We start from the raw sequence: 16,151 nt of genomic DNA on the forward strand, positions 1-16,151 counted from the left end.
ATCAGCGTCCTTCGTTGGCGGGCACGGCGGCCGAGGGTGCGGTGGCGGCGTCACCGCCCAGCTCGCGGGCCAGCGCCTGGTCCAGACGGCGCAGGCGCCACGAGTGGATGACGAAGGCGGCGATGGCGGTCGGAATGCCCCACATCGCGATGTGCAGCGGCTCGACGTCGATGCCGGCCTCGTGCAGGAAAGTGGTCATCAGCACGATGGCACCGAAGGCCACGAAGATGTCTTCGCCGAAGAACAGGCCCACGTTGTCGGTGGCCGCCGCGTAGGCGCGCAGCTTGTGGCGGATGCGGTCGGGCAGCTTGCCGTAGCGGGTCTCGGTGGCGCCTTCGGCCATCGGCGCGAGCAGCGGACGCACCATCTGCGGATGGCCGCCCAGGCTGGTCAGGCCCATGGCCGCGGTGAGTTCGCGCGCGGCGAGGTAGACGATCAGCAGGCGGCCGGCGGTGGCCGACTTGATGCGGCTGATCCAGTTCTGCGCGTGCTGGCGCAGGCCGTGCCGCTCGAGCAGCCCGATCACCGCCAGTGGCAGAAGAATGATCAGCGGCAGGTTTCGCGTCTTGATGAAGCCCGTGCCGATGGCCGTCAGCACCGCCATCGGGCCGAAGCCGGCGGCCACGGCCGTCACGATGGCCGTGACGATCACCACCAGCATCGGATTGAAGCGCAGGATGAACCCCGCAATGATCACGGCCACGCCGATCAGCGGCCACAGAGGGATGTCAGGAGTCATGTTGGTCTTTCGTTTGGATTCGGAAACCACCCTGCGCGGGGTGCGCCGGCGAAGCTATTGATGCAAACCCCGTGCCAATGAATGAGCAATTCAATTCCAATGAATCACTCATTTCAAACAAGTTGTTGAACAATTTGCGGTAGTGTGCCCAACAACGGTGCCCGGACGCCCCCATGGAAACCCTGAAAAAAGCATCCTTTGGTGCACATGCCGGCGCCCCGCCCCGCGCGGCTTGGCGCCGCGGAAATCTGTTAGAAAGCAGGCTCGCCGCGCCCTGTGGGACGGTGTCGCCCAGTCGGCATGGCCGGTGAGCGCGCGGCATCCACGCTCCCTTTCCACCCCCTCCCGGCATGAACCGACTGGTCTCTCCCACTTCCCCTGCCGCGCCGGCCGCCGGCGCGCTGACACTCAACGACCGGGTGGCCGAGCTCATCCGCCAGAAGATCGTCAAGGGCGAGTTCTCGCCGGGGCAGCGGCTGTCGGAGGCCGCGCTGGCCGACAGCCTGGAGATTTCGCGCAACACCCTGCGCGAGGTGTTCCGCACGCTCACCAAGGAAGGGTTGCTCAAGCACGCGCCCAACCGCGGCGTGTTCGTGGCGGTGCCGAGCATCGCGTCGATCATCGACATCTACCGCGTGCGGCGCCTCATCGAATGCCAGGCGCTGGCGCAGGCCTACCCGCGCCACCCCGCCAAGAAGCACATGCGCGACGCGGTCGAAATGGCGCACCGGTGCCGCGAAGCCGGCGACTGGCTGGGCGTGGGCACGGCCAACATGGAGTTCCACATGGCCATCGTGGAACTGGCCGACAGCGAACGGCTGAACACCCTGTTCGCGCACATCCTGGTCGAGCTGCGGCTGGCCTTCGGCCTGCTGAAAGACCCGGAGTTCCTGCACGCGCCCTACGTGGACATGAACACCAAGCTGCTCGAGCTCATCGAGGCCGGCAAGTTCGCCGAAGGCTCGGTGGCGCTGAACGACTACCTGATCCACTCCGAGCGGATCGTGCTCGCGGTCTACGCCCGCCAGATGCCCGAAGGCGGCATCGACGGCTGACTGTGCGCGCTAGCGGGCCCCGGCCGCGGCGCCCAGTTCCAGCTTCATGCCTTCGTGCGTGGCCTCGAAGCCCAGGCGCTCGTAGAAGCGGTGCGCGTCGGTGCGGCGCTTGTCGGTGGTGAGCTGCACGAGGTGGCAGCCCGCCGCGCGGGCACGTTCGATGGCGTGGACGAACATGCGCTCGCCGATGTCCTGCCCGCGATGGGTGGACGCCACCCGCACGCCCTCGATCTGCGCCCGCAGCGCGCCCTGCCGCGCCAGCCCCGGAATGACGATGAGCTGCAGGCAGCCCACGACCTGCGCCCCCACCACCGCGACCAGCACCTCGTTGCCGGCCTGCGCCTGCATCTGCCGCCAGGCGCTTTCGTAGACCGAGAGATCGCCAGGGCGCTCGCGCGACGCGCCGAGCACGTCGTCGGCCAGCATGGCTGCGATGGCAGGCAGGTCCGCCTGCACGGCGGTGCGGATGTTCAGGGGTGGGTTCGTTGTCATTGCGTGCCTCGGGTGAACTGAAATAATGACCGACCCTGCCACGCCACGCCGACGGATACGTGCCATGACCCTGTCTGCCTACCTGCTCTTCCTGCCCGCCTGCTTCGCCATCAACATGGCGTTCGGCCCCAACAACCTGCTGTCGGTGACCAACGGCGCGAAGCATGGCGTGTCGCCTGCCGTGCTCGCGGCCGGCGGGCGCCTGCTGGCCTTCTCGATCATGATCGCCATCGCGGGCCTGGGCATGGGCGCGGTGCTGGTGGCGTCGGAGATGGCCTTCGACATCATCAAGTACATCGGCGCCGCGTACCTCGTGTGGATCGGCATCCGCCTGCTGCGCGCCCCAGCCCCCACGGCCGAGGTGCAGGCGCGCGATGCGTCCGCGCCGCCCTCGCTGCGCGCACTGGCGCGCCAGGAGTTCACCGTGGCGGCGGGCAACCCGAAGGCCATCCTGGTGTTCACCGCCTTCTTTCCGCAGTTCGTGGTGCCCGGCGCGTACGCATCGAGCTACATGCTGCTGGGCCTGACCTTCCTGGTGTTCGAGCTGGTCGCGATCGCGCTCTATGCGCTGCTCGGCGCGCGCATGCGCCGCATGGCCAACGGCAGCCGCGCGATGCGCTGGTTCAACCGCGTCAGCGGCAGCATGATGGTCGGCTTCGGGCTGATCCTGGCGTTCACGCGCCGCCCGGCCGGCTGACGACTGCCCTCAGGCCTTGAGGTACTCGGCCTTGGTGCCGAGCCAGCGGTCGATGTGGCGCTGGGCCAGGTCGGGGTGCTTCTTGAGCATCACGGGTGCCAGTTCGCGCGCCCAGTCGAGCAGCAGCGTGTCGGTCGTCAGGTCGGCAAAGCGCAGCAGCGGCGCCCCCGACTGGCGGGCACCGAGAAACTCGCCGGGCCCGCGAATCTCCAGGTCGCGCCGCGCGATCTCGAAGCCGTCGCCGGTCTCGGCCATCGCCTTGAGGCGCGCGCGTGCCGCCTCGCCCACGCGCCCGCTGTCGCCCGGCGCATAGAGCAGCACGCAGGCCGAGGCCGCCGCGCCACGGCCGACACGCCCGCGCAGCTGGTGCAACTGCGAGAGGCCGAAGCGCTCGGCGTGCTCGATCACCATCAGCGAGGCGTTGGGCACGTCGACGCCCACTTCGATCACCGTGGTGCTCACCAGCACCTGGATTTCATTCGCGGTAAAGGCCGCCATCACCGCCTGCTTCTCGGCCGTGGGCATGCGCGAATGCAGCAGGCCGACATGCACGGCATCGCCCAGCGTGTCGGCCAGTTCGTCGCGCGTCTCGGTGGCATTGCGCAGGTCGACCGCCTCGCTTTCCTCGATCAGCGGGCAGACCCAGTAGACCTGCCGGCCCTGCGAGATCTGCGCCTGGATGCGGTCGATCACCTCGTCGCGCCGATGGTCGGCCACCAGCTTGGTGACGATGGGCGTGCGGCCCGGCGGCAGCTCGTCGAGCGTGGACACGTCGAGGTCGGCGTAGTAGCTCATCGCCAGCGTGCGCGGGATGGGCGTGGCGCTCATCATCAGCAGGTGTGGTTCGAGATGACCGCCGGCCTTGCCTCGAAGCGCCAGGCGCTGCGCGACGCCGAAGCGATGCTGCTCGTCGATGATCGCCAGCGCGAGGTTCTTGAAGCGCACCTTCTCGGAGATGACCGCGTGCGTGCCGATGACCAGCGCGGCCTCGCCGCTTTCGACGGCGGCCGACATCGCATCGCGCTCCTTCTTCTTCTGGCTGCCCGTGAGCCACGCCACGCGCAGGCCACGCGCGGCCAGCAGCGGATCGAGCCAGCCGACCAGCTTGCCGAAATGCTGGGCCGCGAGAATTTCGGTCGGCGCCATCAGCGCGCACTGAAAGCCCGCGTCGATGGCGCGTGCTGCCGCCAGCGCGGCCACCACGGTCTTGCCCGAGCCCACGTCGCCCTGCAGCAGCCGGTGCATCGGGATTTCGCGGCCGAGGTCGCGCGTGATCTCTTCGCCCACGCGTTGCTGCGCGCCAGTCAAGCCGAAGGGCAGCACCGCGAGCAACTGCGCATGCAGCGAACTCGCCACCGGCTCGGCGGACGCAGGCAACACGGGCGCGCGCTGCGCCGCGCGTTCCAGCCGGGCTTGCAGCTGCGAGAGCTGTTGCGCCAGCAGCTCTTCGGCCTTGATGCGCTGCCACGCCGGATGGCTGTGGTCTTCGAGCGTGGCCATCGCCACGTCGGGCGTGGGGTAGTGCAGGAAGGTGAGCGAGGCGCGCAGGTCCCACGCGCCGCGCAGGCCGATCTGCACGGGGATCGTTTCGTCGAGCACGGCGCGCGCAAGGCCCGAGCGCACCTCGCGCCGCAGCACCGGTTGCGCCAGGCCCGCGACGGTCGAGTAGACCGGCGTGAGCGCGTTGGGCAGCGCAGTGCCCGCCGCCTTCACCGTGGGATGCATGATCTGCCGCCCCACGAAGCCGCCGCGCATCTCGCCGCGCACGCGCACCCGCGCGCCGACCGCGAGCTGCTTTTGCTGCGAGGGATAGAAATTGAAGAAGCGCAGCTGGCAGGTGTCGCTGCCGTCGTCGATGGTCGCGATGAGCTGGCGGCGCGGGCGGTACACCACCTCGCATTCGGTGACCACACCCTCGACCTGCGCCATGTCGCCGTCGCGCGTGTCGGCCAGCCGCACGATGCGCGTCTCGTCCTCGTAGCGCATCGGCAGGTAGAGCGCGAAGTCGATGTCGCGCACCAGCCCGAGCTTGCGCAATGCGCGCTGCACCAGGCTCAGGCCGGTGCCGGGTGGTTGCGGCGGCAGCGCTGCAGCTGGCGTTGCAGGGGCTGCGCCAGCTGCGGGTGGGGACGGGGCTTTCTTGGGCGGCACTGGCAGGGTTTCTAGCGCGGGCGGCAAAGGTCCGTCAAGGCGCTGCGCGCATCGGGGAACGCGAAGCGGAACCCGGTCTGCAGCAGGCGCGCGGGCACCGCGCGCTGCCCTTCGAGCAGCAGGTCGGCCTGCTCGCCCAGCAGCAGCTTGACCGGCGCGGCGGGCGTCGGCATCCAGCAGGGGCGGTGCATCACGCTGGCGGCGACGCGGGTGAATTCTTCCTGCGTGAGCGCACCGGGCGCGGTGAAGTTGAAGACCTGCGCGGCCGCACCGTCGCCGGCCTGTTCGGTCAGCGTCCACACATGCGCCATCGCGCGAATCACGTCATGCACGTGCACCCACGACAACCACTGCCGCCCGCTGCCCAGGCGACCGCCCATGCCGAGCGCCACGGGCAGCAGCAGTTGCGGCAGCGAACCCTGGTGGCCCAGCACGAAGCCGAAGCGCATGCAGGCCACGTGCACACCGTGCGCCACGGCGCCATGGGCCGCCTGTTCCCAGCCCTGGCACAGCGTCGACATGAAGATGTCCTGCGGCGGCGCGTCTTCCGCCAGCTCGGCGGTGTCGCCCTGCGGCTGCACGCCGTAGTAGCCGATGGCCGAGCCCGAGAGCAGCAGCCATGGCTTGCGCGGCCGCGTGGCGATCCATGCGACCAGCGTGTTCGTCAGGCCCGCGCGGCTTTGCATCAACTGGCGCTGGCGCCGCTCGCTCCAGCGCTGGCCGAGGATGCGCGCGCCGGCCAGGTTGATGACCACATCGACATCGTCCGTCGCCGGGATCTGTTCGAGCGCCTGCACGCAGCGCACCGCGCCACCGAAGCCCCAGGCGGCCGAGCGCGCATCGCGCGTCCACACCGTGACCGCATGGCCGTCGGCCACAAGATGGCGCACCAGGAGCTGGCCGATGAAGCCGGTGCCGCCCGTCACCAGCACGCGCTGCGGCTTGCCGCCGAAGCGCAACGGCGCATCGACCGCGCGCTGTTCTTCCTGCGCGGTGCGGCGGAACAGCGCACGCGCCGCCAGCCCGTCGCGCAACCCCGAGATGCCCACGCCCACGCCGCACAGCGCAAGGAAGGCACCGAGCCAGCCTTGCGGCTGCCACACCAGCGCCGTCGGCTGCGCGGCCCAGTCCACCGCGTTCATGGCGAGCAGCGCGATGAACGCGCCGGCATTGATGGCCAGCACCGTGTGCGTGACGCGCTCGGTGGGCGGCAGCAGGCGGCTGCCGTCTTCCACCACGAAGTCCCACAGCGTGAGCACGATCTCGACGCCGAACACCGCGAGCAGCACCCAGGCCCACGCGCCGTGCCAGGCCCACGACGACAGCCCGATGAACATGGCGCAGTAGATCGACGAGCGCACCGCATGGATGGACAGCTCGCGCCGCGCGGTGTTGCGCTGCGCCAGCGCCTCGGTGCCTTCGTGGTGATAGAGCGTGTCGAACGCGCCCATCAGCCCCTGCGCGGCCATGAGCTGCAGCGCCAGCAGGTGGGTGTCGATCGTCATGCGGCCACCGCCTTCGGCTCGGCGACTTCCTCGAACACGCCGACCTGGGTGAAGGTGGTGCCCATCAGCCAGTGCCGGATCTCGATGCGGATGTTGAAGCGCTCCGGCGTCTCGTTGTGGTGCCACAGGAAGGTCTTGCCGGGCGTGAACAGGCCAGGCAGCGGAATGCGCCAGCCCAGCACGTCCCAGAAGTAGCCGTCGCTCTGAAAGTGCAGGCTGCCGCTGGGTTCCACGCTCAGCACCAGCTTCATGCCCAGGCCCATGCCGACGTACTCCAGCACCTCGCCGCGCTCGCTCTCGCGCATGAAGCTGGTGAACTGGATCGGCTTGCGGCCATGCAGGCGGTAGATGCGCTGCTTGTAGATGGCCGGGTCCTGCGGCTTGGCATAGACCTGGATCTCCACCGGGAAGTTGGCGTCGCTGTAGGGAATGAGCGCGCCCTGGATCATCGGCTGCGTCAGGTGCCCCAGCAGCTTGCCGAAGCGCGAGCAGCGCAACTCGCTGAGCGCGCCGAGGTAGTGCAGCGCCTTGCCCGGCAGCGGGTTCTTGTCGAAGCGCCGGCGGATGTCGGGGTGCAGGCCCTGCCACTTGCTCCCCAGGATCTTCTTGAAGAGCTCGCCTTCGGAGGGGCCGGGCTGGGGTGCGATGCGCGCGGCATGTGAATCAGGCATCCGTCGATTCTGCCTTGGCAACACGGCCGCGATACCCCCGTGTCGATGCCCTGTTTTCCGGCCATGGGACAATCCCGCCCGCTTCCGGTTTTCTCTGTCCCTTTCCCCACGCCTCCTTGGCACGGGCCCGTCCGGCCCTCAAGCACCATGCGCGCCTTCACGCTTTCCGATTTCGATTTCGCCCTGCCACCCGAACTGGTGGCGCAACACCCGGCCACCGAACGCACATCCTCCCGTCTGCTCGACGGCACAGGCGACGCCCCGGTCGACCGCATCTTCAAGAACTTGCCCTCGCTGCTGCGCGCGGGCGACCTGCTGGTCTTCAACGACACGCGCGTGGTCAAGGCGCGCCTGTTCGGCGAGAAGCCGACCGGCGGCAAGCTCGAGCTGCTGGTCGAGCGCGTGCTGCAGGGCCAGGAGGTGGTGGCGCACATGAAGGTGAGCAAGAAGCCGCCGGTGGGCACCACGCTGCAGATGGTCGGCGGCTTTCGCGCCACGCTGCTGGGCCGCTGGCCCGAGGAAGACGGCGCGCTGTTCCGCTTCGGCTTCGAGAGCGACGCCGGCGAAGACCCGTATGCGCTGATGTCCCGCTGCGGCCACGTGCCGCTGCCGCCCTACATCACGCACACCGACTCGGCCGACGACGAGAGCCGCTACCAGACCGTGTTCGCGCGCGTGCCCGGCGCGGTGGCCGCACCGACCGCCGCACTTCATTTCGACGAAGGCCTGCTGGCCGAACTCGAAGCGCGCGGCGTGCAGCGCGCCAGCGTCACGCTGCACGTGGGCGCGGGCACCTTCCAGCCGGTGAAGACCGAAAACATCGCCGAGCACACGATGCACGCCGAGCGTTACGAAGTGCCCGAGGCCACGCAGCGCGCGATTGCCGAGTGCAAGGCGCGCGGCGGCCGCGTGGTCGCGGTGGGCACGACCACGGTGCGCACGCTCGAATCGTGGGCCAAGAGCGGCGAGGCCACGGGCGACACGCGCATCTTCATCACGCCGGGCTTTGCGTTCGAGCACATCGACCTGCTGGTGACCAACTTCCATTTGCCCAAGAGCACGCTGATGATGCTGGTCTCGGCCTTCGCGGGCTACGAGCGCGTGATGGCGCTGTATGCCCACGCCATCGCCCATCAATACCGCTTCTTCAGCTACGGCGACGCCATGCTGCTCGCACGGACCAAGGACTGAACGACATGCTGAACTTCGACCTCCTCAAGACCGACCCCGACAGCCACGCGCGACGCGGCACGCTCACGCTCAACCACGGCAAGGTGCAGACGCCGATCTTCATGCCCGTGGGCACCTACGGCACCGTCAAGGGCGTGATGCCTCGCAGCCTCGAAGAGATGGGCGCGCAGATCATCCTGGGCAACACCTTCCACCTGTGGATGCGCCCCGGCCTCGACGTGATGGCCAGCTTCGGCGGGCTGCACCAGTTCGAGAAGTGGGACAAGCCCATCCTCACCGACTCGGGCGGCTTCCAGGTGTGGTCGCTGGGCGCGATGCGCAAGATCAGCGAAGAGGGCGTGAAGTTCGCGTCGCCCGTCAACGGCGACAAGCTGTTCCTCACGCCCGAGGTGTCGATGCAGATCCAGACGGTGCTCAACAGCGACATCGTCATGCAGTTCGACGAGTGCACGCCCTACGACACCAACGGCCACATCACGACCGAGGCCGAGGCACGCAGCTCGATGGAGCTGAGCCTGCGCTGGGCCAAGCGCTGCCAGACGGAATTCGCGCGGCTCGAAAACCCGAACGCGCTGTTCGGCATCGTGCAGGGCGGCATGTTCGAGAACCTGCGCGAAGAGTCGCTCGCCGCGCTGGTCGACATGGACTTCCCCGGCTACGCCATCGGTGGCGTGAGCGTGGGCGAGCCGAAAGAAGAGATGCTGCACATCATGGGCCACACGCCGCACCGGCTGCCCGCGAACAAGCCGCGCTACCTGATGGGCGTGGGCACGCCCGAAGACCTGGTGCAGGGCGTGGCCGACGGGGTGGACATGTTCGACTGCGTGATGCCCACGCGCAATGCGCGCAACGGCACGATGTTCACGCGCTTCGGCGACCTGAAGATGCGCAACGCGCGCCACAAGACCGACCCGCAGCCGGTGGACCCGAGCTGCACCTGCCACGCCTGCGCGGGCACCTCGGGCGTGAGCTGGAACGACGGCGGGCGCGAAGGCTTCAGCCGCGCCTACCTGCATCACCTGGACCGTTGCGGCGAAATGCTCGGGCCGATGCTGTGCACCATCCACAACCTGCACTACTACCTGAACCTGATGCGCGAGATCCGCGAGTCGCTCGATGCGGGCACGTTCACGGAATTCCGCGCACGCTTCAAGGCCGAGCGCGCGCGCGGCGTCTAGGGTTTTGCGGCGGCGCCCGGCGGCTTGACCGGCAGCGGGGTCGCATAGGGTTCGAGGCGCAACAGCTCGTTCTTGAAGATCACGACCTGCTTGAGCGGCGCCTGTACCAGCGCCCCGCCCGCGTCGTGCTGCGACGCGTACTGCCAGAGCGTGAGCTGCCCCTTGTCGGCCAGCATCGCGGCCAGGCGCTGCACGGGCGGCGTCGTGCCCGCGCCGAGCTGGGCCGATTCGATGCCCACGACGATGTCGTCGCGCGGCGAAACCGCCTTGAAGAGCAGCACCGGCGCCGATGCCTGCGCACGCACCCGCCGCGCCACGAAGGCGGCGGGGAGAAACAAGAGGCCGAAGGTGGCGCGGCGGCGGAAGGGGTCCATGACGACGTAGCGTAGCCCTGCCGGGCCCGCCTGCCCACAGGCCGGAAGCCATACGCCGGTCGGCGGGCCCATTCACGCCGGAAGCGGATATCCGGTACGCTCGCCGACTGCCTTTGTCGCTGTTGTCTTCATCCTCATGACCAACGCTTCTCCCTCCACGGCCTACACCGCCCGCTACCCTTCCCTGGCGGGCCGCACCGTCTTCATTTCCGGTGGGGCCAGCGGCATCGGCGAGGCGCTGGTGCGGGCCTTCCACGCGCAGGGCGCGAAGGTCGGCTTCTGCGATCTCGACACCGCCGCCGGCACGGCGCTCGCGGCCCAGTTGCAGGGCGAGCATCCGGCGCTGTTCCTAGCCTGCGACGTGACCGACACGCAGGCACTGGCCGCCGCCATCGCCGCGGTGCGCGCGCGCTTCGGGCCCATCGGCGTGCTGCTGAACAACGCGGCCAACGACCGTCGCCACGAGATGGCCGACGTCACGAGTGAAGATTTCGACCGCCTCGTGGCCGTCAACTTCAAGCACCAGTTCTTTGCGGCGCAGGCCGTGGCCGACGACATGCGCGCGCTGGGCGGCGGCTCGATCATCAACTTCGGCTCGATCAGCTGGATGATCAAGGGCCGGGGCTACCCGGTCTACCAGGCCTGCAAGGCGGCGGCGCGCGGCCTCACGCGTTCGCTGGCGCGCGACCTGGGCAAGCAGAATATCCGCGTCAATTCGGTGGTGCCGGGCTGGGTGATGACGGAGCGGCAGATCAAGCTGTGGGTGAAGCCCGAATCGGGCGCCGAGATCGATGCGGCCCAGTGCCTGCCGGGCCGGGTGATGGCCGAGGACATCGCGGCGATGGCGCTGTTCCTCGCCGCCGACGATTCGCGCATGTGCACCGCGCAGGACTACGTGGTGGACGCGGGCTGGACCTGAAGCCTTCGCCTTCCTTTCTCCTCTTCTTCGAGGCAGAAAGCAAAAAAGCCCGGCATGGCCGGGCTTTTTTGTGGGCGCGGTCCGGAGACCGGATCAGTCGCGCAGTTCGGCTGGCAGCGTGCCGCCATTGGCGGCGATGCGGCTCATCACCTGCTTGTGCAGGCCGATGTTCCATTCGGCCGAACCCGGCTCGCCGTCGCTGAAGAGAATTTCGCCGGCCAGTTCCTTGCGCGCGGCAAGGCTGCTGTCCAGGCCCAGCAACTTGAGCAGGTCGACGATCGAGGTGCGCCAGTTCAGGTCGGCAGCACCAGGCATCGCGTCCAGGATGGCAGGCACGTCGCCCAGCGGGATCGAGGGCGGCGGTGCCGCAACGGCCGGTGCGCCTGATGCGTCCGGTACAGCCGCCGGCGGTGCGGCGACGACTTCAGCGGCGTTGGCCGACGGAAAAATCTTGGAAAAAATCTTGCCGAAAAAGCTCATGGAAGGAGGTCCTCGTCGTGTGTGGTGGGGGCCGGGCGCCGCATGAAAGTGAACGCCGGCTGCGTGCGAAATGCAGCGCAGGCCAAGGTTCTAACACTTTGCGGCGACAGCTTCACCAAAGATGGCCACACAGCGTGCGAAATACCCCGCTTGCACTAGAGAGATGCGAGAGATGCGGTGCCTCGGCGCCCCCTCAGGCCGGCGCCGTGGCGTCACCGGACCCCGCATGCGCCGAGGTGCCGCAGGCATGGCAGAACTTCGAGAAGGCGCTCTTGCGTGTCTCGCACTGGCCGCAGTGGTCGAACAGGCCGATGCCGCAGTGCGGGCAGAAGTCGATCTCGTCGTTCTTCAGGTCCACCGGCCGCTCGCAGCCGGGGCACACGCTCTTGCCGAGCCGCGCCAGCGCGACGTCGTAGCTCAGCTCCTCGCGGCGCACCTGGTCGGGCTGCTGCTCGGCCAGCTTCTGGCGCGCCAGGTAGGCATTGAGCGCGACGATGGCATAGCGCCCCACCAGCACCGTGAGCACGATGCCCACCACGTAGCGCACATAGCCGCCGTAGCTCGGCAGGTAGGGCACCAGCTCGACGAAGAAGGCGAACAGCGCGAAGAAGATGAAGCCCCACACGAAGGGCCAGTAGGTGCTCTTGCGCTTCTTCGCGAACAGCCAGCCCGCCACCACCAGCAACGGCAGCGTGAGCGCAAGGCGATAGAGGAACACGCGCAGCTCCACGCGGCGGTATTCGGCATCGAGCTTGACCTGCGCGTCGCGCTCCAGCACCGACATGGCTTCGCGCGCACGCTGCTCCGCCTGACGCGCGTCCAGCACGATCTGGCGCTGCGCGTTGACCTGGCGCTGCACCTCGTCTTCCTTCTGCTTGAACGCATCGAGCGCCTTGGTGCGCGCGACCAGCTCCGTGTCCTGGTCGGGCTGCGCGGTGGCGCGGCGGGTGGCGATCCAGTTGCCGAAGGTCTCGCGCGCATTGGCGCTGGCCTGTTGCGCGGCATTGAGCTGCAGCTGGATCTGGTCGAGGTCGCGCGAAGCCTGCAGCTCGGCCGCCTCCGAGGCCTTGATCGTGTCGCGCAGCGGCGCGGCCGCGGGCTTGTCGATGAAGTCCTCGAGCTGGCGCATGCGTTCGACCTGCGGCAGGTCGTTCACGACCGTGCTGCCCAGCCCGATGAGAAAGCTCGCGAACACCAGCGCCACGAGCCAGAGGCCGCGGCGGAACCATTTTTCGGAAAGGCGCAGGGATTTGCTCATTTCATTTCTTCCTTGTTTTTCATTGCAGCCTGAGCTGTACCGGTGCCGCGCCCAGCCCCGCGCGCGGCAGCCATGCGAACACCGAATCGACCGTCACCGTCTCGATGCGGTCCGAAAAGCGCTTGTCGTTCGGATGGTCGTCGAAGGCGATGTTGGCCGAAGTCACGCGCCCGCCCAGGCGGGTCAGCGGGCCGAGCTTGAGCGTGGTCGGCTCGTAGCCCTTGAACTGCATCCAGGCCTGCGCCTGCGCGCGGTTGCCGATGGTGGCGGGCTCCATGGCCGCGGCCAGGGTCTCGACGGCCCACTGGTTCGACTGCTGGTACTTCTGGCCCCAGGCGTAGCTCACGAGGCTGTAGGGCGCGACGTTCATGCGCGTGATGCGCGCGGGCGACTCGCCGAGCGCGGCCATCAGCTGTGCCTGCACCTGCGGCGTGGGCACGACCCAGGCGGCCTCGTAGCGCCACAGGTCGTCGAGGAAGAACTCGCCGAGCCCCTGCCGGTAGACCGAGGCCACCGCCGTGCCGCATTCATTGAGCTTGTGCACCACGCGCCACGGGCCTTCGTCGGTCTTGTAGGCGATGCCCAGGTGCGAATAGCGCAGGCCGTACTTGCTCAGGTCCTGCCCGGCACGCGCAAGGATCACCACGCGGGCGCCGCTGGCGTCGAGCGCCTGCGAGGTGCGCTCGGCCAGTTCCATGCCCTTGACGATCAGCGCGGGCGTCGGCTTGACCTGCTCGCACGAACGGCCGGCGTGGGCCTGCAGCGGCAAGGCCAGCGCGAGCGCCAACAGCGCGGGAACGACGGCGGCGAGTTTCACGACAGCCTCTCGTTGTGAAGCAGCGTGCGGCCAACGGCGTTGGGCACGAAGGCCAGCACCTCGCCGGCGGCCGACAGCACGACACCGGTGCCGATCACGCTGACCAGCACGCTGGTGCCCACGGCCTTCGACACGCCATCGGCGGCGCGGCCGGCCACCTTGATGCTGGCGCGGGCGCCGTCGGAGGCGCGTTCGAGCACGTACACCGTGCCATCGGCCGAGGCCTCGACCGCCATCACCGTGAGCGTCGAGCCACCCACCGACAGCGCCGCAGGCACCTCGACCACGGCGTTGGCCGAAGCCCCGACCGCCGAGGCGCCGACCAGCACCGAGGCCACGGGCATCAGCGACAGCGCGGCGGAGGCGTCGCTCTGTGCCCGCGCCTGCAGGGGCAGCGTGGCGCCCGCGAAGACGGTGCAGGCGGCCAGCACGGCTGCGGCCATCGACTTGCGGAATTTCCAGGACCGCGCATCGCGGTGAATGGAAACGGTCGAGGAGGAGAAGGTTTGCATGAAGGCCTCGCGGCGCAGTGAAGGTGGGCGAATGATGGTTCGCTTCCGCACCGCGAGGCTCGAATGCTTCAACCAGTCCTGACTTGTGGCGCCACGGGTATCTGCATTCGATACTTCTCGGTGCGAGCCGCACCGGGAAGAGAGGCGCGCGTCAGGTGCCGAGCAGGCCGCTCACGCGCTGGCGCAGCGACTCGGGCTGCACCTCGGCCGGCGGCACGGCATGGCCAACGTTCAGGCCCACGCGGCTGAAGAAGCCGCGGCGAAAGGGCTTGGCCATCGCGACCTGTTCGCCGCCGCGCAGCTCGATGCGGCTGAAGTACGAGCCCCACAGGTTGGTCAGCGCCATCGGGATCACCGGCGGCTCGATGCCCTCGGCGCGTGCGCTCTCCACGATCTTCATCACGCCGCCCTTGAAGGGCTGCAGCGCGCCGTCGCGGGTGATCGAACCCTCGGGGAAGATAGCGAGCAGGTCGCCCTCGCGCAGCACGTCGAGTGCCTTGGCAAAGGCCGCTTCGTAGGCCGCCGGGTCTTCCTTCTGCGGCGCGATCGGAATCGCCTTGGCCAGCTTGAACAGCCAGCCCAGCACCGGCACCTTGAAGATCCGGTGGTCCATGATGAAGCGGATCGGGCGCGGGCTGGCCGCCATCAGCAGCACCGCGTCGATGAAGCTCACGTGGTTGCACACCAGCACGGCGGCGCCCTCGGTCGGGATGTGCTCGTCGCCCTTGATGTCGAAGCGGTAGACGAAGCGCGACAGCACCCAGGCCACGAAGCGCAGCATGTACTCGGGCACCAGCATGAAGATGTAGAACGCCACCACCGCGTTGGCGATGCCGGTGAACAAAAAGATCTGCGGAATGCTGAAGCCCGCGCCGAGCAGCGCGCCCGCCAGGATCGAGCTGCCGATCATGAACAGCGCATTGAGGATGTTGTTCGCCGCGATGATGCGCGCGCGGTGCGTGGGCTGGCTGCGCAGCTGGATCAGCGCATACATGGGCACGCTGTACAGGCCCGCGAATAGCGACAGCAGCGCCAGGTCGGCCATCACGCGCCAGTGGGCGCTCTGATGCACGAAGGTGCCGATGCCCATCTCCGCCACCTTCGGCAGGCCGCGCGAGGCAAAGTACAGGTCGATGGCGAACACGCTCATGCCGATGGCGCCCAGCGGCACCAGGCCGATCTCGACCTGCCGGCGGCTCAGCGTCTCGCACAGCAGCGAGCCGACGCCGATACCCACCGAGAACACCACCAGCAGCAGCGACGCCACCTGCTCGTCGCCGTGCAGCACTTCCTTGGCGAAGCTGGGGAACTGGCTCAGGAACACCGCGCCGAAGAACCACATCCACGAAATGCCCAGCAGCGAGCGGAACACCACGACGTTCTCGTGCGCCAGCTTCAGGTTGCGCCAGGTTTCGCTGAAGGGGTTCCAGTTGATGACCAGGCCGGGGTCGGTGGCCGGGGCCGGCGGAATCGCCTGTGCCACGCCGCGCCCCACCAGCGCCAGCAGCACGCAGGCCACCGCCACGCTTGTATGGCCGATCTGCGGCACCGCCACCAGCAGGCCGCCCGCCACCTGCCCCAGCAGGATGGCGACGAAGGTGCCCATCTCGACCATGCCGTTGCCGCCCGTGAGCTCGCGTGCGTCGAGCACCTGCGGCAGGTAGGCGAACTTGACCGGCCCGAACAGCGTGGAGTGCAGCCCCATGAGGAACACGCAGCCCAGCAGGATCACCGCGTCGGCCCGCACGAAGCCCCAGGCCGCGAGCAGCATGATGACGATCTCGAGATTCTTGACGAAGCGGATCATCTTCGTCTTGTCGAACTTGTCGGTGAGCTGGCCCGAGGTGGCCGAGAACAGCAGGAACGGCAGGATGAACAGCGCACCGATCACCAGGCCCGCCATGGCCGGCGGCATCCAGCTCAGCTGCAGCTGGTAGGTCACCATGACGGTGAAGGCGAACTTGAAGAGGTTGTCGTTCGCCGCGCCCGAGAACTGGGTCCAGAAGAAGGGCGCGAAGCGCCGCTGCTTGAGGAGGGCGAACTGGTTGGCGTGGGCGTTCGCTTCGTGGACCACGGGGGTGGCTGCGGCAGCGGCGGGGGTTGTCATTCGAA

16 protein-coding genes are annotated in these 16,151 nt (G+C 68.5%); 5 read left to right on the forward strand and 11 right to left on the reverse strand.

All coding sequences use genetic code 11. The features are described 5' to 3' along the window. Position 1 precedes the first annotated feature (1 nt). Complete coding sequence (locus tag ACGLHS_RS20450; RefSeq protein WP_093242831.1) at positions 2-739, reverse strand: DUF969 domain-containing protein; 738 nt, start codon at positions 737-739, stop codon at positions 2-4. Between the two features lie 350 nt (positions 740-1,089). On the opposite strand from ACGLHS_RS20450, the gene ACGLHS_RS20455 reads away from it, so the two are divergent. After that, a complete protein-coding gene (locus ACGLHS_RS20455; protein WP_256327369.1) occupies positions 1,090-1,794 on the forward strand; it encodes a GntR family transcriptional regulator in 705 nt (234 codons plus the stop codon). A 9-nt stretch (positions 1,795-1,803) separates the two neighbouring features. Here the strand turns inward: ACGLHS_RS20455 and ACGLHS_RS20460 are convergent, their stop codons facing one another. Then, complete coding sequence (locus ACGLHS_RS20460) at positions 1,804-2,286, reverse strand: GNAT family N-acetyltransferase (RefSeq protein WP_394482701.1); 483 nt, start codon at positions 2,284-2,286, stop codon at positions 1,804-1,806. Between the two features lie 64 nt (positions 2,287-2,350). Between ACGLHS_RS20460 and ACGLHS_RS20465 the strand changes: the two genes are divergently transcribed. Continuing rightward, positions 2,351-2,983, forward strand: a complete 633-nt coding sequence (locus tag ACGLHS_RS20465; RefSeq protein WP_394482703.1) for a LysE family translocator — start codon at positions 2,351-2,353, stop codon at positions 2,981-2,983. A 9-nt stretch (positions 2,984-2,992) separates the two neighbouring features. Here the strand turns inward: ACGLHS_RS20465 and recG are convergent, their stop codons facing one another. The 3 genes from recG to ACGLHS_RS20480 are packed head-to-tail and all read right to left on the reverse strand — an operon-like array spanning position 2,993 to position 7,310. Next, complete coding sequence (gene recG, locus ACGLHS_RS20470; protein WP_394482705.1) at positions 2,993-5,134, reverse strand: ATP-dependent DNA helicase RecG; 2,142 nt, start codon at positions 5,132-5,134, stop codon at positions 2,993-2,995. 11 nt (positions 5,135-5,145) lie between these two features. Beyond that, complete coding sequence (locus ACGLHS_RS20475; protein ID WP_394482707.1) at positions 5,146-6,639, reverse strand: TIGR01777 family oxidoreductase; 1,494 nt, start codon at positions 6,637-6,639, stop codon at positions 5,146-5,148. Then, positions 6,636-7,310, reverse strand: a complete 675-nt coding sequence (locus ACGLHS_RS20480; protein WP_394482709.1) for a DUF4166 domain-containing protein — start codon at positions 7,308-7,310, stop codon at positions 6,636-6,638. Before ACGLHS_RS20480 ends, ACGLHS_RS20475 begins: the two co-directional genes overlap by 4 nt. Positions 7,311-7,457: 147 nt before the next feature. Between ACGLHS_RS20480 and queA the strand changes: the two genes are divergently transcribed. Both queA and tgt read left to right on the forward strand, forming a co-directional pair. After that, positions 7,458-8,501, forward strand: a complete 1,044-nt coding sequence (gene queA / locus ACGLHS_RS20485; RefSeq protein ID WP_394482711.1) for a tRNA preQ1(34) S-adenosylmethionine ribosyltransferase-isomerase QueA — start codon at positions 7,458-7,460, stop codon at positions 8,499-8,501. Positions 8,502-8,506: 5 nt separating this feature from the next. Continuing rightward, complete coding sequence (gene tgt / locus ACGLHS_RS20490; RefSeq protein ID WP_394482713.1) at positions 8,507-9,679, forward strand: tRNA guanosine(34) transglycosylase Tgt; 1,173 nt, start codon at positions 8,507-8,509, stop codon at positions 9,677-9,679. On the opposite strand, the gene ACGLHS_RS20495 is transcribed toward tgt, so the two are convergent. Then, positions 9,676-10,053 carry a hypothetical protein gene (locus ACGLHS_RS20495; protein WP_394482715.1) on the reverse strand — a complete coding sequence of 126 codons (378 nt, stop codon included), beginning with the start codon at positions 10,051-10,053 and terminating at the stop codon, positions 9,676-9,678. The genes tgt and ACGLHS_RS20495 overlap by 4 nt on opposite strands. A 136-nt stretch (positions 10,054-10,189) precedes the next feature. Between ACGLHS_RS20495 and ACGLHS_RS20500 the strand changes: the two genes are divergently transcribed. After that, on the forward strand, positions 10,190-10,972 hold the full coding sequence (locus ACGLHS_RS20500; protein ID WP_394482717.1) for an SDR family NAD(P)-dependent oxidoreductase: 783 nt from the start codon (positions 10,190-10,192) through the stop codon (positions 10,970-10,972). 93 nt (positions 10,973-11,065) lie between these two features. On the opposite strand, the gene ACGLHS_RS20505 is transcribed toward ACGLHS_RS20500, so the two are convergent. From ACGLHS_RS20505 to ACGLHS_RS20525, 5 genes are all read right to left on the reverse strand, one after another. Continuing rightward, on the reverse strand, positions 11,066-11,452 hold the full coding sequence (locus ACGLHS_RS20505) for a DUF3597 domain-containing protein (RefSeq protein WP_093242810.1): 387 nt from the start codon (positions 11,450-11,452) through the stop codon (positions 11,066-11,068). Between the two features lie 193 nt (positions 11,453-11,645). Further along, complete coding sequence (locus ACGLHS_RS20510) at positions 11,646-12,710, reverse strand: serine endopeptidase (protein ID WP_394482720.1); 1,065 nt, start codon at positions 12,708-12,710, stop codon at positions 11,646-11,648. Positions 12,711-12,729: 19 nt separating this feature from the next. Next, positions 12,730-13,527: a DUF2145 domain-containing protein gene (locus ACGLHS_RS20515; RefSeq protein ID WP_394482722.1), complete on the reverse strand. Its 798-nt coding sequence runs from the start codon at positions 13,525-13,527 to the stop codon at positions 12,730-12,732. Then, positions 13,524-14,039 carry a hypothetical protein gene (locus ACGLHS_RS20520; RefSeq protein WP_394482724.1) on the reverse strand — a complete coding sequence of 172 codons (516 nt, stop codon included), beginning with the start codon at positions 14,037-14,039 and terminating at the stop codon, positions 13,524-13,526. Before ACGLHS_RS20520 ends, ACGLHS_RS20515 begins: the two co-directional genes overlap by 4 nt. A 151-nt stretch (positions 14,040-14,190) precedes the next feature. Further along, positions 14,191-16,146 (reverse strand): MFS transporter, encoded by a 1,956-nt coding sequence (locus ACGLHS_RS20525; RefSeq protein ID WP_394482726.1) that lies wholly within the window; start codon positions 16,144-16,146, stop codon positions 14,191-14,193. Positions 16,147-16,151: the final 5 nt, after the last annotated feature.

The organism is Variovorax sp. VaC1, assembly GCF_043658315.1.
Lineage (GTDB): Bacteria > Pseudomonadota > Gammaproteobacteria > Burkholderiales > Burkholderiaceae_C > Variovorax.